General features: G+C 41.4%; 18 protein-coding genes. 9 read left to right on the top strand and 9 right to left on the bottom strand.

Going from position 1 to position 19,419, the window contains the following annotated elements; translation table 11 throughout:
* Positions 1-71: 71 nt before the first annotated feature.
* A complete protein-coding gene (hutC, locus tag HHO47_RS05705; RefSeq protein WP_169019414.1) occupies positions 72-779 on the bottom strand; it encodes a histidine utilization repressor in 708 nt (235 codons plus the stop codon).
* A 108-nt stretch (positions 780-887) separates the two neighbouring features.
* On the opposite strand from hutC, the gene hutI reads away from it, so the two are divergent.
* Complete coding sequence (gene hutI / locus HHO47_RS05700; protein ID WP_169019413.1) at positions 888-2,135, top strand: imidazolonepropionase; 1,248 nt, start codon at positions 888-890, stop codon at positions 2,133-2,135.
* Here the strand turns inward: hutI and HHO47_RS05695 are convergent.
* Both HHO47_RS05695 and rraA read right to left on the bottom strand, forming a co-directional pair.
* On the bottom strand, positions 2,132-3,178 hold the full coding sequence (locus HHO47_RS05695) for an arginase family protein (protein WP_169019412.1): 1,047 nt from the start codon (positions 3,176-3,178) through the stop codon (positions 2,132-2,134). The two genes, hutI and HHO47_RS05695, sit on opposite strands and share 4 nt — an antisense overlap.
* A 3-nt stretch (positions 3,179-3,181) precedes the next feature.
* On the bottom strand, positions 3,182-3,679 hold the full coding sequence (gene rraA, locus HHO47_RS05690; RefSeq protein WP_169019411.1) for a ribonuclease E activity regulator RraA: 498 nt from the start codon (positions 3,677-3,679) through the stop codon (positions 3,182-3,184).
* 218 nt (positions 3,680-3,897) lie between these two features.
* On the opposite strand from rraA, the gene HHO47_RS05685 reads away from it, so the two are divergent.
* From HHO47_RS05685 to HHO47_RS05670, 4 genes are all read left to right on the top strand, one after another.
* Entirely contained in the window at positions 3,898-4,437 is a 540-nt protein-coding gene (locus HHO47_RS05685) for a phosphatase PAP2 family protein (RefSeq protein WP_211183622.1), read from the top strand.
* Positions 4,434-5,462, top strand: coding sequence for an MJ1255/VC2487 family glycosyltransferase (locus HHO47_RS05680; RefSeq protein ID WP_169019410.1), 1,029 nt, complete (start codon positions 4,434-4,436; stop codon positions 5,460-5,462). The genes HHO47_RS05685 and HHO47_RS05680 overlap by 4 nt, the downstream gene beginning before the upstream one ends.
* Before the next feature lie 222 nt (positions 5,463-5,684).
* Complete coding sequence (locus HHO47_RS05675; protein WP_169019409.1) at positions 5,685-6,143, top strand: thioredoxin family protein; 459 nt, start codon at positions 5,685-5,687, stop codon at positions 6,141-6,143.
* Positions 6,144-6,619: 476 nt separating this feature from the next.
* Positions 6,620-7,687 carry a serine hydrolase domain-containing protein gene (locus HHO47_RS05670; protein ID WP_169019408.1) on the top strand — a complete coding sequence of 356 codons (1,068 nt, stop codon included), beginning with the start codon at positions 6,620-6,622 and terminating at the stop codon, positions 7,685-7,687.
* Between the two features lie 38 nt (positions 7,688-7,725).
* Here the strand turns inward: HHO47_RS05670 and HHO47_RS05665 are convergent, their stop codons facing one another.
* From HHO47_RS05665 to priA, 5 genes are all read right to left on the bottom strand, one after another.
* Positions 7,726-8,100: a gamma-butyrobetaine hydroxylase-like domain-containing protein gene (locus HHO47_RS05665; RefSeq protein ID WP_169019407.1), complete on the bottom strand. Its 375-nt coding sequence runs from the start codon at positions 8,098-8,100 to the stop codon at positions 7,726-7,728.
* A gap of 82 nt (positions 8,101-8,182) precedes the next feature.
* A complete protein-coding gene (gene hslU, locus HHO47_RS05660; protein ID WP_169019406.1) occupies positions 8,183-9,511 on the bottom strand; it encodes an HslU--HslV peptidase ATPase subunit in 1,329 nt (442 codons plus the stop codon).
* An 11-nt stretch (positions 9,512-9,522) separates the two neighbouring features.
* On the bottom strand, positions 9,523-10,041 hold the full coding sequence (gene hslV, locus HHO47_RS05655) for an ATP-dependent protease subunit HslV (protein ID WP_054204888.1): 519 nt from the start codon (positions 10,039-10,041) through the stop codon (positions 9,523-9,525).
* A gap of 81 nt (positions 10,042-10,122) precedes the next feature.
* Entirely contained in the window at positions 10,123-10,653 is a 531-nt protein-coding gene (locus HHO47_RS05650) for an SPOR domain-containing protein (RefSeq protein WP_169019405.1), read from the bottom strand.
* Positions 10,654-10,674: 21 nt separating this feature from the next.
* Entirely contained in the window at positions 10,675-12,861 is a 2,187-nt protein-coding gene (gene priA, locus HHO47_RS05645; protein WP_169019404.1) for a primosomal protein N', read from the bottom strand.
* A 233-nt stretch (positions 12,862-13,094) separates the two neighbouring features.
* On the opposite strand from priA, the gene rpmE reads away from it, so the two are divergent.
* Positions 13,095-13,307: a 50S ribosomal protein L31 gene (rpmE, locus tag HHO47_RS05640; RefSeq protein ID WP_145238505.1), complete on the top strand. Its 213-nt coding sequence runs from the start codon at positions 13,095-13,097 to the stop codon at positions 13,305-13,307.
* A gap of 564 nt (positions 13,308-13,871) precedes the next feature.
* The gene (locus HHO47_RS05635; protein WP_169019403.1) at positions 13,872-15,113 is read left to right on the top strand and encodes a malic enzyme-like NAD(P)-binding protein; all 1,242 of its coding nucleotides are present in this window, start codon (positions 13,872-13,874) and stop codon (positions 15,111-15,113) included.
* Between the two features lie 109 nt (positions 15,114-15,222).
* Here the strand turns inward: HHO47_RS05635 and metJ are convergent, their stop codons facing one another.
* Complete coding sequence (gene metJ / locus HHO47_RS05630) at positions 15,223-15,543, bottom strand: met regulon transcriptional regulator MetJ (RefSeq protein WP_016709540.1); 321 nt, start codon at positions 15,541-15,543, stop codon at positions 15,223-15,225.
* 235 nt (positions 15,544-15,778) lie between these two features.
* Here metJ and metB point away from each other — a divergent pair, with 235 nt between their 5' ends.
* Entirely contained in the window at positions 15,779-17,041 is a 1,263-nt protein-coding gene (metB, locus tag HHO47_RS05625; protein ID WP_169019402.1) for a cystathionine gamma-synthase, read from the top strand.
* Positions 17,042-17,047: 6 nt separating this feature from the next.
* Entirely contained in the window at positions 17,048-19,393 is a 2,346-nt protein-coding gene (gene metL / locus HHO47_RS05620; protein ID WP_169019401.1) for a bifunctional aspartate kinase/homoserine dehydrogenase II, read from the top strand.
* The last annotated feature ends 26 nt before the right edge of the window (positions 19,394-19,419 follow it).

The following is a 19,419-nucleotide window of genomic DNA, read 5'->3' as shown; positions in this document are numbered from 1 at the left end:
ATATACAAGCTTATTGGTTTCAAAAAATACGCTGTGAAGCACATCGTTTTGATTTTTATATTTTTCTAATATTACTTTTTAAAAGTTAAATGTCCGCCTAAGCGATACTTACTACCCGGTGATACTAAACGGGCAAAACTAACAATCCCAGATGATGACCAAGTACGCCTAATCACTTGTAAGCATGGCTCTTCATGATATAAATTAAGCCATTGGCACATTTCGCTGTTAGGCATTATTGCTTCTACCGTATGACGCGCTTCAGTTAATGGTGCGACGCTAGATAAATATTCGTGCGGAGTTAACGCAGTAAAATCTTGTTGTAGGTAGCTTGTTGCTAGTGCTGGGTTAACAAAGCGCTCCTCAACTTGCAGTGGCTGTTCGTTTTCGTTATGCACTAAGACACTGCGATACACCACGCTATCGACTTCAACACCCAGTGCAATCGCAATTGGTGCAACAGCGCTGATAGATTCAAGCACTAATACAGTACAGCTGTAATTGCCGTTACGGGCTTTGACTTCATCGGCTATATTTTTAATTTCAAGCAATGATGATTGCGACTTAAAACTGGCAACAAACGTGCCTAAACCTTGGCTGCGAGTAAGAATTCCCGCTTCGGTGAGCTCGCTTAACGCTCGGCGCGCAGTCATTCGACTAACACTAAATTGTTCGGCTAATTCATTTTCAGAAGCCACTCGTTGGTTTTCAAGCCATGCGCCGCTGCGGATATTATTAACAATAAATTGCTTTATTTGTGCGAACTTAGGTATCGTCATTAAATTATTATGGTCTTTTAAATTTGCTATTAACTATAAGATGGCATATTTACCTTGTATATACAAGATGACTTGTTAGACTGATAAAAAATAATTTGTGGAGTTAATATGACAACAATCACAGCAAATGATCCGGCTAATGACTGGGATTTATTGATCACCGATGCCAATATCGCAACTATGGATTGCAGTATTGCAGCACCTTATGGCGCAATCGAAAATGCAGCTCTGGCGATTAAAGACAGCCACATAGCATGGCTTGGCAAGCAAACCGATTTACCGCCGTTTGATGCACTGGCAACGCCGATTATTTCGGCAAAAGGGCAGTGGCTAACGCCAGGTTTAATTGATTGTCATACCCATTTAGTGTTTGCGGGCTCAAGAGCTGAAGAGTTTGAACAGCGTTTACAAGGTGTTAGTTACGAGCAAATCGCGGCGCAAGGGGGGGGTATCGCGAGTACGGTAACAGCAACGCGAGCTGCGGATCACGAGGCTTTATTTGTGCTCGCGAAGGATCGTCTCAATGCCCTTTATGCCGAGGGAGTAAGTACCGTAGAGATCAAATCTGGTTACGGACTTGATTGCGAAAACGAAGTTAAAATCCTTGAAGTGGCACGCTTATTAGGTGAAAATCACCCGATTGATATAAAAACAACCTTCTTGGGGGCGCATGCCTTACCTTTGGAATATAAGGGGCGCAGTGATGAGTATATCGATTTAGTGTGCAATGATATGTTGGAGCAGGTCGTGGCGGGCAATTTAGCTGATGCAGTCGATGTGTTTTGCGAAAATGTTGGTTTTAGTAATGAGCAAACTCGGCGGGTTTTTAATGCCGCAAAAAAACATAATTTGCCAGTAAAATGTCATGCTGAACAGCTTTCAAACCAGCAAGGAGCACAATTAGTCGCTGAATTTAATGGGTTATCTGCTGATCATATTGAACATTTAGATGAAGCTGGAGTAAAGGCCATGGCTGCAGCAGGCACTGTGGCAGTATTATTACCCGGCGCATTTTATTTTTTACGCGAAACCAAACAGCCGCCAATTGAGCTATTAAAACAGTATCAAGTACCAATAGCGATTTCGACAGACTTTAACCCAGGTACATCACCCTTGTGTTCTTTGCAATTAATGATGAATATGGGCTGCACTTTATTTCGCTTAACTCCGCAAGAGACTCTCGCCGGAGTTACGCGTAATGCCGCTAAAGCATTGGGTTTAACTGATCGCGGAGTGTTAAAAGTCGGCATGCGTGCCGATATAGCTCACTGGCAAATATCTCACCCAGCACAATTAAGTTATCAATTTGGTGTGAATAAACTATTAAATCTATGGATTTTGGGTATATGTATTTAGTTTGCTTTAGCTTGTAAATAAGCATTCACAAGGGCCGTGATTATTTGCCCTGTATCGCTCATTCCGGCCTGTATACCACTAGGATGTTGGTTGGGGGCTGCTTCACATAAATGCAAGTATTGGCTGTTTACTTGACTGGCAGCTAAATGCACAAAGTGTTCGGCATCGCTAACACTAAAACCACAATTGGTATACGCACTGACGGGCATTAGTGAAATGCTATCAAGATCGACTTCAACCCCAAGTGGTGCATCAATGAGATTATATAGTGCCTGCTGGCATGCTTCAGTTAAGGTTTTTTCGCGCCTCACTTGCAGCGCTTGGTAGCTATCATAACTAAATTGGGCAGCAGCTAAAGCATCAATAATAGCTTGATTGTTTTTCAGCTCGTGGATTCCAATAACATGATAATTATTTAAGTGTTGCTCGTTATAGGCATAGCGAAAACCATTACCACTATGGCGGCCTTCACAGTCACGGAAATCGGCATGAGGGTCAAAGTTGATCGCGTTTATTGGGCGCTGTTTATGTTTGCTTAATGCGCGAATAATACCGAGGCAGTTATTATGGCCACCGCCAATAACGATTGGCTCTAACCCCGCAGCAAAAATTAAGCTCAGTACTTGCTCAACACGTTGATCAAGTTGGGCGCATAACTGGCGTAATTGCGTTAATTGCTGAGGATTTTGGTTGGATAAATCGCACGCCGCGAGAGTCAAATCGCTGATCGCGATTTCGCCTAGTAACAACACTTTTTCATTCGCTAAAAATTGGTTATCAGGTTGATTTAAAAAGCGTTTAAGGAATGCTTGCCAGCCATCTTCGGCACCACCATTGCCTAAGTTGGCACGTGGCCCGATATCTTCGCAAATACCTAATAATACATACTTAATACCAAATTGTGCGGCATCGTGCATGGCTTGTAAAGGATCAACACCAGTGTCAAGCAGGGCTATTGACTGCCATGCTTTTCTTTCATTAGCGCGACTGCTACACCAAGGTTTTATAGTCGCTTCATCATAGATATGTAGGTGGTTTGACACTCGTTATTCTTCTACGACTTCCAGTTCAAGTTCTTCACCAGATAATACAATACCGGTGCTATCTGCATAGATAAAGTCGTCATCAAAGAATGATACCCCAGCGAAGTTAACGCCAATGCCATCTTCACCAGCACCAGTGCTGTCTGCTGCAACAGGGATAGAAGCAATTGCTTGAATACCTAAATCAAGTTCTTCAAGTTCATCAACATGACGTACTGCACCGTATACCACAATGCCTTGCCAGTTATTTTCAACAGCGAGTTCAGCAAGCTCGATATCGATTAATGCGCGACGAGTTGAACCACCACCATCTATTAATAATACACATTCTTCGCCGTCTTGAGAGAGTATGTCGCGGATCAGTTCATTATTTTCAAAACATTTAACGGTTTTAATACGGCCACTAAAGTTGTGACGACCACCAAAGTTAATAAACATAGGTTCGAGCACATCGACCACATCGACAAAGTGATCGCATAAATCTGAAGTGCTGTAATCCATTTTTCTATCCTTTCTAAAGATACGTGAGCTGATGTTCAGTATACCTTTCTTAAATGCAATAACAACGACTTAATAACAGTAAATTGCACTCTTTTTAAACAATTATTGTGCTAAAACAGGAAAAGCAATATTAGTGTCTTAAAAGCGTCACTCAATTGTTATTTTCACCGCCTAAGCTGAAATTGTGTACAGAGTTTGCACAATTAAAGGAGCAAGTGATGAGTGAGAACAACATGCTAAAAAAAGTTGTCCAATTGGATCAAAGTTTGTTTTTGATGCTATTTAATGGCAATGCCCCAAGGTGGTTAAAAAATTCAGCTTTAGGTTTCTCAAAAACAGGCAATGGAGGGCTGTATGTATTAATCGCTGTTGGTTTTGGCTGGCTTAGCAGTGAAGCTGAATTACGGCTTATGGCGATGACTCTATTGCTGGGCTTTTTAATTGAGCGACCCATTTATTACGTGGCTAAAAATAGTTTTGCCAGAATTCGGCCATGTGATTGTTTAGTAAAAAGCGCTTACATTACGCCTAGTGATAAATTTAGTTTACCGTCTGGGCACAGTGCTGGCGCATTTCTAGTGGCCGTTATCTTAGCGCAGTATTTCCCGCACTTTGCAGAGCTATGTTTTTTGTGGGCAACAGGGGTTGCAGCATCGCGCGTGTTACTTGGGGTACATTTTCCTGTTGATGTAGTACTTGGTGCATTGATGGGGGGGAGTTGTGGTTTATTGGCAATCTTGATAGTGGCTACTTTATGAAAATACTTTATGGCATTCAAGGGACTGGTAATGGTCATATAACTCGAGCCCGGGTGATGGCGAGTGCGTTCAAAAAAATGGGGATTGCTGTAGATTATGTGTTTTCAGGGCGAGCCCAGCAGAATTACTTTGATATGGATGAGTTTGCTAATTATCGCAGCTTTCGGGGGTTATCTTTTACTACTCAAAATGGCCAAGTAAATAGTTACCAAACAGTGAAAAATAGCCGTATTTGTAGATTACTAAAAGACATTAAACAGTTAGATGTATCGGGTTATGATTTTGTGTTTAATGACTTTGAACCGATCACCGCATGGGCAGCAAAACGCCAAGAAGTACCAGTAATAGGTATGAGCCATCAAGCCGCATTTTTATCACCCAAAGTACCAATGTTTGGCCATAGTTTGCTGCGCCGCTCATTGATAAAATATTATGCACCTGCAGATACCTATTTAGGCGTGCATTGGCAGCCATTTGCACAAAATATCATTCCTCCTTTTATTGCTAATCATCGGCATGATAATCCAGTCAATATTGATAATAAAGTATTGGTATATTTACCTTTTGAAGAACTGCGAAGTGTGATTGATTACTTACAAGAGTTCCCTGAAAAAGAATTTTATTGTTACCATCCGCACGCACAAAATAGTTCAATCGCGAATATTCATCTACGAGCCCCTTCGCGCGACGGCTTTTTAAATGATTTAGCTAATACCAGTGGCGTGATCGCAAATGCAGGTTTTGAGCTCTCTAGCGAAGCACTAAAATTAGGTAAAAAACTATTATTAAAACCATTGTCAGGGCAGTTTGAACAAGACGCGAATGCACAAACATTATTAGCAATGAAAGCCGCGCATGTAATGAATTATTTAAACCCCAATGCGTTGGATGATTGGCTCAATAGCAGCTCACAAAAACAGATTAATTTCCCAAGTGATCCACAACCATTAGTTGAGTGGTTAGCAGTTAAACAATGGCATAAAACACAGGAATTACATCAAAACTTATGGGGTTCGGTAGGCTAAGATTCAAAATCAACGGATTTTTTAAAGCATCATAGCAAGCTAATAACACTAATTGGTGATTTAGATAAGCTGGCAGCAGATAAAAATGTAAGGCGTGAATATTTAATTAATTTATCACAAGTGAACTTCTTCATGGATAAAGAAAATTAACTACCGCTCTATTCACTCACTGCGCAATATTGGGTATAGTCGTCACATTACTCCTTTTAAAAAAGTAACCTTATGTTTAAAAAATTAATTTTATTATTCGCTTTAGGAATGCCAGTGATAGCCTGCGCTGATACGGCACCGTTTTCTGGCGGTATTACAGCGGATGCACTGCTGAGTGAACACAGTAAATTTAACGAACAATACCAGGCGTTTACGCCAACGACGCAAGATATAGCGCTAATGCAAAAATTAGCAGGAAAAGAGCTTATTGTATTGTTTGGCACGTGGTGCCACGACAGTCAGCGCGAAGTACCAAAACTAATTAAGTTACTTGAAGAGTCTAAAGTAAAACTTGCAAGCATTGAATACGTGGCTGTTGGCTATAACAAGCAAGACGATGCAGGTATTGCACAGGCTAACGACTTACAATACACCCCTACTTTTATTGTTAAGCAAAATGGTAAAGAGCTAGTGCGTGTAATTGAAAAGCCAACAGCTACATTGGCGCAAGATTTAACTCAGGGTTTATAAATTCTACTTGGTTATATTTTTTATGGTTTTGACTAGGAGATTTATATTTTAACTGAGGGTCTACTATGAGTGATTTATAGACACTGCTAAAAGTTAAACTTAGTCCTGTTTTGATGAGTAGTAGGCTCCTAATTTTTCCTGATAACATTATTAACCACCATTTTTATAAATTGACAGCCAGCTTTAAATCAATAAATAAATTCGTTTACTTAGTCTGTCGGTGTGGCTGTTAAGCATGTAACTTACGGCAAATACATATAAGGATCACTACGTAATAACCCTTGCGTTATTAGCACGGCATTTGCTTATATTCCTCTAAAGCGCAGTCTCTCTTAACCTCTTTGTGAATAACTCACTAAATTTTTTTTGCACAAAGAGCAGGGTATGAGAAGTAAATGAGGGCAACTTGGCACGTAGTATTTATATGCTTAAATAATCTAACAGAACATTACTAAGCGATTAAATTGGTAACCATAATGAATAAAAAAACATTAACTAAGCTACTTAGAGTAATTACGATTCCAATAGTAATTACTAGTCTGGTGATTTTTCCACCTTGGCAAGGAATTAAGGCTTGGATTATGCCTCTGCCAAATAGTGTTCAAGAACAAGTTGATGATGCAATAGGTTATGGCCTAGACGGGATAATTGTTTATGTTGAAACTGCGGGGCAGGAGAGTGAGCTTTACACTGCAGGCTGGAAAGATAGAGGCAGTAAAATCCCAGCTGATCCTCAGGCTTTATTTAAAATTGCGAGTATTAGTAAGCTTTACCTTGCGGTTGCGACGGCAAAATTAGTGAGTAATCACGAATTATCGTTAGATGATACATTAGGGGGTTATTTCCCTGAATTACTTGGAAGAATTGAATACGCAGATAAGATTACCCTAAAACAGATGCTACAACATAGAAGCGGTTTACCTAACCTAACAGATCAGCCCAACTTTAAATGGGATAACCCGCCAGAAACAAGCCAAGCATGGTTAGATTTGATATTAGACTTACCTGCGGATTTCGAGCCTGACGAAGAATATAGTTATTCAAACACAAACTATTTTTTTATTGGAGAAATTATTGATAAAGCATTGGGTTATCCACATCAACAATACATAAAAGAAGCTATATTAATGCCACTTGGTTTAAATAATACATATAGTTCTCTTAGTGAAGTGAATATAGATGATGTGATGAGTGGATACTATGTGGGAGTAGAGGCGGATTTAAAAAGCATTGATTTTGGCATGCTCGCCACTGCTGAAGATGTAGGGCGATTCGTGAGAGCTTTAAATGATGGCAGTGTTTTTTCTGGTAATGAACAAGATATTTACTCCGAAATTTATGTATATGACCACAAAGGTTGGGTTTTAGGCTATCAAAGTATCGCGCGTTATCATGACAATATTGATACTGTGGTAGTTCAGTTTGTGAATACTGTAAGTGATGAAACGGAATTGACTACTTTGGTTATTTATAACCGTATTATTGACATTCTTCGCAAAGAGAAAAGTAATACACTATCAGCCCCACCACGTGAACCGATATAGCAAAAGTGAGGGAGTTATTTTTTACGCTCGTTAACTAATTACGGGACGAATTTAATCGGTACGCTGTCTTTATTGGCTTGATGTTCTGCGATGCGTTGTTGGTAGGTTTGCCATAAATCATCATGTTGGGCTTGTAGGTGGGTGAAATATGCCCAGCTAAATAAACCGCTGTTGTGGCCATCGTCAAAGTTTAAACGCAGTGCGTAGTGGCCGACTGGCTCGATGTTTTTGATGCTGACTTGCGATTTACCAAGTACCAATTTCATTGGTTCGTTGCCGTGGCCTTGTACTTCGGCAGACGGTGAATGAACACGTAGAAACTCACAGCTAAAGGTGCAATGGCTGTCATCGTCAAAATAAACATCAAGGGTTTTACTAACGGTATGGTGATGTACCTTGATCACTTGTTTCATTGTTATGCCTTTGTGATTAACCTAGAACCTAGAACCTAGAACCTAGAACCTAGAACCTAGGCCCTAGATCCTAGTTTTAAAATTAAAGAATAAAGCGACTTAGGTCTTCATCTTCAACCAGTGCACCTAAATGCTGCTCAACATAGGCGGCATCAATGACTAAACTGGTGCCAGCTTGCTCTGATGCACCATAGGAAATTTCTTCCATTAGTTTTTCCATTACCGTATGTAGGCGACGAGCACCGATGTTTTCGGTTTTCTCATTTACTTGCCATGCTGCTTTGGCAATGCGCTCGATGGCGTCATCGCTAAACTCTACACTTACTTGCTCTGTTTTAAGTAGTGCATGTTGTTGCTCAGTCAATGAAGCGTGCGGCTCGGTTAGAATGCGTTTAAAGTCATCAGCAGTGAGCGCTTCAAGTTCTACACGAATAGGTAGGCGCCCTTGTAACTCAGGGATCATGTCTGAAGGCTTTGCCATTTGGAATGCGCCAGAGGCAATAAACAACATATGGTCAGTTTTCACCATGCCATGCTTAGTACTCACGGTTGAGCCTTCAATCAGTGGCAGTAAGTCACGCTGTACGCCTTCACGGCTTACGTCTGGACCTGATGATTCACCGCGCTTACAGATTTTGTCTATCTCGTCGATAAACACAATACCGTTTTGTTCGGCTGCGAAGATTGCTTGCTCTTTTAGCTCTTCAGGGTTGACTAACTTAGAAGCTTCTTCTTCAACCAATAATTTAAACGCTTCTTTAATTTTAAGTTTGCGTTTAGTGCGTTTGTCACCCGCCATATTTTGGAACATGCCTTGCAGCTGGTTGGTCATTTCTTCCATACCAGGTGGTGCCATGATCTCAACATTTGGTTGTGCTTGGGCTAAATCAATATCTATTTCTTTATCGTCTAATTGACCTTCACGTAATTTTTTACGGAAAATCTGACGTGTTGAAGAGCCTTCATCGCGTTGGCTTTCACCAGACGAATCTTTAGCTGGTGGCAGTAGCGCATCTAAAATACGCTCTTCAGCGGCTTCTTCTGCGCGATGTTTGAATTTTTTAGTTTGTTGTTCACGGGTCATTTTGATTGATACATCAACCAAGTCGCGAATGATGGTTTCAACTTCTTTACCAACATAGCCCACTTCAGTGAACTTAGTCGCTTCGACTTTAATGAAAGGCGCGTTGGCAAGTTTTGCTAAACGACGGGCAATTTCAGTTTTACCAACACCGGTTGGGCCGATCATCAGGATGTTTTTCGGCGTTACTTCAGCGCGAAGATCTTCATCTAATTGCATGCGGCGCCAGCGATTACGAAGAGCAATAGCCACTGCTTTTTTTGCTTTTGCTTGACCAATTATATGCAGGTCAAGTTCATGAACGATTTCTCTGGGAGTCATAGCAGACATAGCAGTTCCTATTATAATTCTTCGATGGTTTGGAAGTTATTTGTGAATACACAAATGTTGCCGGCAATTGTCAGGCTTTTTTCAACAATTTCGTGGGCGCTTAAATCGGTGTTTTCAAGTAGGGCTGTTGCTGCTGATTGGGCAAAGTTACCACCACTACCAATGGCAATTAAATCATTTTCAGGCTGTACAACATCACCGTTACCAGTAATTATCAGTGAAGCTGTGGAGTCGGCGACGGCAAGCAATGCCTCTAGTTTACGCAAGGCACGATCGCTACGCCAATCTTTAGCCATTTCAACAGCGGCTTTGGTTAGGTTGCCTTGGTGCATTTCAAGCTTGCTTTCAAAACGTTCGAACAGGGTGAAGGCATCAGCAGTGCCGCCAGCAAAGCCGGCGATCACTTTGCCATTATAAAGGCGTCGAACTTTGCGGGCGTTGCCCTTCATTACGGTGTTACCAAGTGAAACTTGGCCATCGCCACCAATGACGACTTTATCGCCGCGACGTACACTTACAATAGTGGTCATGTTATTCCTCATCATCGAGCCAGCAGGGGCGGCTCGTTAAAAGCGATTGATGATGAGTTAATATGGGTTAATGGGCTAAAATCAAGTCCAATTCCAAATTCCGCAACCAGTTATTTTGCTACGCTTTAGTTTGTTTTTATCACTTTCGGCTAAACGTTTGGTTTTATAAGGGCCTAAACGCACTTTATACCAGACACCCTTAGTGCCTGTTGTTTCACGAATTTCGGCGATTAATCCGGCAAATGCGATTTTCGCTTTTAAGGTTTCTGCTTGGCCATGGGTTCTGAACGAGCCGCACTGCATTACATAAGGGCCTTTTTGTTCAAGCTCTCTTACTTCAACTTGAATTTCATGCTCTTTGATTTCTTTAATGAATTCAGGAGGGCGTGGTTTAGGTAACTCTTGTTGCACTTTTGCTGGTGTTGGGTTTGCTTGTTGTTCAACCAGCTTTGGATCTGCATTGGTTTTGACATACCATAACCCAAAAATAAAACCGCCAACGAGTAGTACGGTAACCAGCACTAATAATACAGGGAATGGTTTTTTCGGTGGCGCTGTTTTTTTGCTATTACGGTTGCCCGGTTTTTTATTAATAAAATCGTGTTGTGCCATGGTGGTATTGGGCTTCTAACCTTAAATCATATCTATTGGGTCTACATCTAAGCTCCATCGTACCTTTTGCGCTAATTTACTGGTACTTAAATAGTTGACCATTTGCGCGAGATATTGGTGTAATAGAGGGCGTTCGAGCGCTTGAATATGTAATTGAAAACGATATTTCCCTGCAATTCGCTCAAGTGGTGCAGGGATCGGCCCTAGCAATTGTATACCAGTTAGACTCTGAACTGGAACTAAATCCGTTAAAAAATCGACTACTTGCTTTATGTTGTGACCTTCAGCGCGGACAATTGCCATATTAGTTATAGGTGGTAGCTGTGCGTCATCGCGCTCTTGTAGTGCAAAACGGGCGAAATCTTGATAACCATTATTGACTAAATCTTGTAATAACGGATGCTCAGGAAAGTGAGTTTGCAATAATACCTGACCTGATTCGCCACTGCGCCCAGCACGGCCAGCCACTTGAGTAACCAATTGTGCTAAATGCTCTGTGGCGCGAAAGTCGCACGAGTACAAGCCGCCGTCGACATCAAGGATCAATACTAAGCTCACATCAGCAAAGTGGTGACCTTTGGCAAGCATTTGGGTGCCAACTAAAATTCGTTCACCGCCTTGGTTTATATCGTCTAGGGCTTTTTCTAAACTGCCTTTACGACGCGTTGAGTCGCGGTCAATGCGGCTAATCGGGGTATCAGCAAACTCGGTTGTTAAAAACTCTTCTATTTGTTCGGTGCCTTTGCCGTTAGGAAATATTTGTGTACTACCACAATCAGGACATTGGTGTGGCACGTGTTCTTGCTCGCCACAGTGGTGGCAAATCATTTGACCAATGGCTTTATGAAAAGTCGCACTGGTGCTGCATCGTTTACATTCACTGAGCCAGCCGCATTCGTGGCAAATCAAGGTGGGTGCAAAGCCGCGTCGATTTAAAAATACCATCACTTGTTTACCACGCTTTAAGTGCTGGCGAATAGTGGCAAGACTGGCATGAGCTATACCGGCTTGATCTGGCTGGCCTTTCATATCAATCAGCTGAAATTTATTGTTGGTACTGGTTTGCGCACGTTGCGTGAGACTTAATAATTGGTATTTATTGTTAAGTGCCTTATGCAAAGTCTCAAGGGCAGGAGTGGCGGAGCCTAAAATAAGTGGTATTTTATGTTGAAACGCGCGGTAAGCGGCTAAATCACGGGCATGGTAACGTAAGGTATCTTGTTGTTTAAAGGAGCCGTCATGCTCTTCATCAACAATGATCATACCGAGCTTTAAAAATGGCAAAAAGATACTCGAACGTGTACCAATCACAATCGCGCAACTGGCTTTTTCACAAAAGCGCCAGGTTTGTAAGCGTTCGTTATCGGTCAGTGCTGAATGCCATAGCATAATCGGTGTATCAGGAAAGCGCCGCCGAAACCGATTGACCGTTTGTGGCGTAAGGCCTATTTCTGGCACTAGTACGAGTGCTTGTTCACCGCGTTTTAAAACCTCTTCAAGGCACTGTAAATAAACCTCGGTTTTACCACTGCCAGTGACACCTTCTAGTAAAAAGCTATTGAAACCGACCGCTTGATTAATGGTACTACAGGCAACTGCTTGCTCTTTATTTAGAGTCGGCTTAGTGCTCACGGTGGGAGGTTGTTGTTGCCATTGGTTGTCGTGTTCAATCGTTTGGCTGATCAGCTCTTTGTTAAGTAAGCTGTCGATGGTTTTTTTACTAAATCCTAGCGCTTTTAATTCTGTAAGTGATGATTTACCCGAATCAGCCAGCTGTTTGAGTAAGCTTAGTTGGCTCTTTGCTTTTAAAGACGGTAATTTAGCGCCTTTTTCAGTTAGTGTCACCATACTAATACTGCTTTTATCTGGGCACAGTCCTTGACGCAGCGCGCCAGGCAGAGCTATATGAATTGTTTCACCTAGTGGGTAGCAATAATAGCGCGCAGTAAAACGCAATAATTCGATATGTCGTTCTGATAAAACGGCTTCATCATCAATTACTTCAAGCACTGTTTTAAGTTTATTGATTGGCACATCGGTACTGGTTTTTAGCGCCAGCACTACCGCAACCTTACGCTGATTACCAAATGGCACCCATACCCGTGCACCGACTTTAGGCATCACCGATAAACCATCGAGTTGCTCTGCAATGCGATAATCAAAGGTGCGATGCAACGGTACTTTTATAGCCACTTCAACAAAGCTCATAACAACCCAAACAAGAACGAATAAGGAAGTTAATGTACTAAAATTATGGCCGAAAACCTACCTGCAAATATCTTCTTGAAAACTTTTGTTCATTTTATTAGCAAAAATGACATTTAAAGCTTGTAGCAAGTGGGGTTGTTGCTTAGAATACGCGTCCTAAATAATTTGTTTTAACGACGTATGGTGCCAGACTTCGGGTTTGGAGAGCGATGCGGCCTTAACTAGAGGTTTCTATGAAAGAAGGTATTCACCCTAAGTACGAAGTAATTTCAGCATCATGTTCATGTGGAAATAAATTCGAAACTCGTTCTACTTTATGTAAAGACATTCACTTAGACGTATGTTCTGCGTGTCACCCGTTTTACACTGGTAAGCAAAAAGTTTTAGACACAGGTGGCCGTGTTGATCGCTTTAACAAGCGTTTCGGTTCACTTAGCAGCAAGTAATTCTTGTTGTTTTGTCGGAAAAAGCACTCTAGGGTGCTTTTTTTATGCCTGTTATTTATTAAAAACACGGCCTTTTAGTCTTTATTTCTTGCTCTGGTGCTCCAGCTTTACGCATTCATTATGTTGTGACTATTTCCCGCTTTTATACTCAGTATGGCGAGCAAATAACAGACAAATAGTGATTTGTTGACTATATTGTCATTCTCGTTAAAGCGATAAATTAAACGTTTTTGTCGGTAAGATTAGGTTTATTGCGGTTAAATGTTGTTAACGTCTTACTTTGATAGTTTTTAGTCATAGGCCATGATTGTTGCTTTAAAGCGTTGCATAATGAGTGTTTTAAGTTGGTTTTTTTGATGCTTTGTGACGTTTTTATAGCTGTGAATTGAAGGTTTTTTTGCAAAAAATGCTGACAAAACGCATAAAATTAACGGATCTAGCATATAACAGGATAGACCTGATATTGCTTGAATTTAATTATAATATAGGTATCGTTCCCTATAAGATATAAGAACTGCTTACTCTCACTTTCAACTTAACTTACTTGCAGGATAAAATCGCGTTATGTCAGACTTTCGTGAACAAGCTTTACATTACCATTCGCACCCCGTTCCAGGAAAAATTAGCGTTGAGCTTACCAAGCCAGCTGAAACTGTACAGGATCTTGCACTCGCATACAGCCCCGGTGTTGCTGAGCCGGTTCGTGAAATAGCTGCTGATCCCGCTAATGCCTACAAATACACAGGTAAAGGCAATATAGTTGCGGTTATTACTAACGGCACTGCTATTTTAGGTTTAGGTAACTTAGGTCCATTGGCTTCAAAGCCTGTTATGGAGGGCAAAGCGTTATTATTTAAACGCTTTGCGGGTCTAGATTCGATAGATATTGAGGTGAAACACAATACCACCGAAGATTTCATCAATACAGTTGCTAACATCGCTGATACGTTTGGCGGAATTAATTTAGAAGATATTAAAGCGCCTGAGTGTTTTGAAATAGAAAAAGCATTGATCGAACGTTGTAGTATTCCCGTGTTCCACGATGATCAACACGGTACCGCGATTGTAACGGCCGCTGGTATGATCAATGCACTAGAAGTGCAGGGTAAAGATATTGAAGATGCGATTATCGTTTGTTTAGGAGCCGGTGCCGCAGCAGTTGCGTGTATGGAGCTATTAATTAAATGTGGCGCATTGCGTGAACATATTTACATGTTAGATCGTAAAGGCGTTATTCATACTCGTCGTGATGATTTAAACGAGTACAAACAGTTATTTGCTAACAATACAGATAAGCGCACACTGCAAGATGTTATTGCTGATGCTGATGTATTTGTGGGTGTATCTGGCCCGAATTTACTTTCTCCTGACGATCTTAAGCTAATGGCTGATCGACCTGTCGTGTTTGCCTGTTCAAACCCAGATCCAGAAATCTCTCCAGTGCTTGCCCATGGTGCTCGCGATGATTTAATCATGGCAACGGGTCGTTCAGATTATCCAAACCAAGTGAACAACGTGTTGTGTTTCCCATTTATTTTCCGTGGTGCGCTAGATGTGCGTGCCAGCAAAATTAATGATGAAATGAAAATTGCTGCGGTTGACGCTATTCGTAGCATTGCTAAAGAACCAGTACCTGCGGAAGTGCTAAAAGCGGCGGGTGTTGAGAAACTTGAATTTGGTGCGCAGTATATTATTCCAAAACCGATGGATCCGCGTTTATTACCGCGCATTGCTAAAGCAGTAGCGCAAGCGGCAATTGATTCTGGTGTTGCACAAATTGATATGCCGGAAAACTATATGGAGTAGTTGCTCAGCTGCAATTTGTAATGGCACAATAATAAAAACCTCAGTAAGGTAAGTTACTGAGGTTTTTTTGTAGCCAATTCCTGAAGCAGGAATGTATATAAATGATAACTTAATCTTCGTTGAGTACAGGTACTTCAAGACCCATCTCAAGCATGATTTTTTTCACTTCTTCAGGCACTTTCTCTGGATTATCTTTTCGTAAATCTTCATCGTTTGGCAGTGGTTGGCCAGTAAATGCGTGTAAAAATGCTTCACAAAGTAATTCGCTATTTGTTGCATGGCGAAGATTATTAATTTGACGACGAGTACGCTCATCAGTCAAAACTTTTAATACATTTAGCGGGATCGAAACGGTGATCTTTTTAACTTGTTCTGATTTTTTCCCGTGTTCTGCGTATGGGTGAATATATTCACCATTCCATTTAGCCATAGGATGTATCGTTGCCTCAGGTTGTTAATTGTTTGCGCGACCTTTTGCAGCGCAAAGATGGCGAAATTCTATCGTGTTAAAAAAGATAGTCAAATACTTGTTTTTTAGCCATCTAGCAACTTAAATGTTTTTACTTCTAATCTTGCGGCTAAAACCGCATAAATGCTTTGACTTATTAAATTTGATCCTCTAACCTTTTGGACGTCTAAACATCCATTTAATTGTAGGTGACGGTATGAGTCAAAAGAATAAAGCAACCATTGCAGTACGCAATGGTATTGATGCAGATAAACATCACGGCGCGGTTGTGCCTCCCATTCATTTATCGACCACCTACTCATTTGCTGATTTTGATAAAAAGCGCCAATATGATTATGGCCGTAGCGGCAACCCAAATCGCGACTTACTCGCTGACACGCTCGCCAAGCTTGAAGGTGGCGCTAAGGGTATTATCACTGCAACGGGCATGGCTGCGGTGCATTTAGTGACTCAACTACTAAACAGTGATGATACCTTAGTGATCCCACATGATTGCTATGGCGGTAGTTACCGCTTATTTACTTCACTTGAAAAGCGTGGCTTATTAAAGTTAGTGGTTTTAGATTTAACTAAATCTGAAAATCATCAAAAAATTCTTGAGATAAAACCAAAGTTGATTTGGCTTGAAACACCGAGTAATCCTATCTTACGCTTAACCGATATTAAAGCGATCACCATGATTGCTAAGCAGTGCGGTGCGTTGGTTGGTGCCGATAACACATTTTTATCACCGGCTTTGCAAAACCCAATTGAGTTTGGTGTTGATATTGTGGTGCATTCGACCACTAAATATATTAACGGTCACTCAGATGTTGTTGGTGGTGCGGTGATTGCCGCTACCCAAGAGCTGGGTGATGAGCTTGCTTGGTGGGCCAATAACATAGGCATTACCGGTGCCCCGTTTGATAGCTACTTAACGTTACGTGGCTTGCGTACTTTGAATGTTCGTTTACGCCAGCATCAAGAAAATGCGTTTATTATTGCCCAGTATTTAGAAAACTCCCCTTATGTAAGTCAAGTATATTACCCTGGGTTGGTATCTCATCCACAGCATGAACTTGCTAAACAGCAGCAACGTGGTTTTGGTGGTATGGTAAGCTTTGATATCAAAGGAGATGTTAACGATGCTGCGGCATTTTTAACGAGCTTAGAAGAATTTAGCTTAGCTGAGTCATTAGGTGGGGTAGAAAGTTTAATTTGTCACCCAGCGACGATGACTCATGCAGGTATGGAGGCAACTGCTCGTCTTGCGGCGGGAGTCGGTGATACCCTGATCCGTATTTCGGTGGGCATTGAAGATGTGAAAGATTTAGTCGCTGATTTAGAACGAGTGTTTAATAAAGTGAAGCCAGGTCAACAGCTGCATACAACAGCTGCAGCAACATCAGTTTCGCAACAACAAGATGATGAGCAATCAAGCTTATTTAAACTGACTCCTGCACATACGGCTTTGTGGTAATAAAAAATGGTAAATATAGTTCATAAATTTGGTGGTTCAAGTCTTAGTTCTGCAGAGCGTTATCAGGCTGTAGCAAATATTATTTTAGCCCATACGGAAGCCGGTGATTGTGTGGTGGTATCCGCAGCCGGTAAAACGACCAATACGTTAGTTACGCTATGGCAGAGTTACCAGCAAGGTGATCAACAGGCTGTGAGTGATATTTTATTGCAGCTTGATAATCACCAACGCACCTTGATCGAGCAGTTATTGAGTCCAGCAGCGCGACATACGGCATTAAATGTATTAGCACAAGAGCTCGCCTTAATTGCCCAGCAAACTCAACAGCAAAGCTTACAAGAAGCCGCATTGCTTGCTCACGGCGAGGTTTGGTCGGCACGGTTATTGGCTAGCTATTTAAAACAGTTAAATGTTGCAGCTCAAGATGTTGATGCTCGCCAATTGTTTACTCTTAATGATGGGCAATTATTACATCAAAAAAATCAACAAGCCTGTGCCGAGTTAATTTCAGCCAATTGCATTAATATTGTTACTGGTTTTATAGCCGCTGATTGCCAAGCAAATACCGTTACTTTGGGACGCAATGGCAGTGATTACAGCGCGACTTTGTTAAGCAGTTATTGTCATGCTAGTCAGGTATCAATTTGGACTGATACTCAAGGGGTGTTTAGCACTGATCCTCGTAAAGTAAAAAAAGCGATTAAGTACTCTAAAGTATGCCGTGGCCAAGCAAACTTACTGGCGCGTTTGGGCAACCCAGTGTTGCATGCTAAAACTCTCTCGCCATTAAAAAATACTGATATCAAGTTAGTCGTTCGCAGTAGTTACGATAGCGAAGCTAGCGCGACAGAAATTGTCAAAGAAGGTTACAGCAAAGCTAAGCGCTTTATCACTACCTTAGAAAATATTGATTTACTGCGCATTGATCAGCTGCGTGGCGGTGAGATTGGCGAGTTAAGTCAGCTAATTCAACACAGCTTGCATTATTTTATTAAAAATGGCGATACCTACTTACTAGTGCCGGCAGTAGCGACCCATCAAGTGGTTAGCCACTTGCAAGGGCGCGCTAATATTATTGAATCGAACTTACATGGTTGCGCTGTTGTGGCACCACGAAATGATGTAGCGCAATTATTTGAACAAGCAACGCAAGTACTTAGTGAGCAAAGTTTAGTGCCGCGCTTTAGCCATCAAGACACAGACTATATTTTACTTCTTACAGATCAATCCATTGATAGTGATGTATTGACTATATTACATGATAAATTGATCAACAAAGGCCAAGAGCTTGCCATTATTGTTGCTGGCCTTGGTAATGTTGGTGAAGTATTTATTGAGCAACTAAGTCAGCAGCTTAATCGTTTACAGCAACACTTCAGTGTTAAGCTGGTTGGTTTATTACGCTCGCGCTCTATGTTGTTCAGCCCAAGTGGTATCGTGCTTGAGCAATGGCAATCACAGTGGCAAAACGAAGCAATAGATTACCAAAAAACTGATTTACTGACACGTATCAGCGAACTCGATTACGAACACAAAGTGTTGATTGATATTACCGCTAGCGAAGCGTTTAGTCAGCTTTACCCGGCGTTTGTAAATTTAGATTGCCATTTGATCAGCGCTAATAAATATGCGGGCACTGCCAATAATGATTGGTATCAAAATTTACGCCGCAATTTAGCTGAGCGTAACTTATTGTGGCGTTATAACACCAGTGTAGGAGCTGGGTTACCAATTAATTTTGCGTTAGCTGATTTACAAAACAGTGGCGACTGTATTACCCATATTGAAGGCGTGTTTTCAGGTACTTTATCGTGGTTGTGCAGCTGTTATGATGGCAGTGTGGCGTTTTCCGATTTAGTGTTACAAGCTCAGCAAATGGGATATACCGAGCCTGATCCGCGTGAAGATTTATCAGGGCGTGATATGCAGCGTAAGCTGCTTATTTTAGCGCGTGAGTTAGGACTCACCTTAGAGCTTGATGAGATTGGCTTAACGCCGTTGATGCCAGAGCAACTAGCGCAAGGTGATTGGCAGTCTTTCCTTGATAATAAGCAGTTGCTAGATGACTTTATTGCTGAAAAAGCGCAGTCAGCAGCGATAGAAAATAAGGTGCTGCGTTATACTGGTGCGCTAACAATTGCTGATGGCAAAGTAACTGCTAAAGTCGGTTTGGCTTATGCAACGCAGGGGGATGCACTGGCTAACTTAACCCCCGGTGATAATATTTTCGTTATTAACAGCCAGTGGTATAGCGATAATGCGTTGGTGATCCAAGGTCCTGGTGCTGGTAAGGAAGTTACCGCAGCAGGCGTGCATTCTGATTTATATTGGTTAATACAAAACTTAAAATAAGCTTTGTGTTTATAAAATAAAAAGCG

The sequence above is a fragment of the Pseudoalteromonas arctica genome, from assembly GCF_012927645.1.
GTDB lineage: Bacteria > Pseudomonadota > Gammaproteobacteria > Enterobacterales > Alteromonadaceae > Pseudoalteromonas > Pseudoalteromonas arctica_A.
Note: the sequence above shows the minus strand (reverse complement) of the source record. Positions and strands in the feature narration are given on the sequence as shown.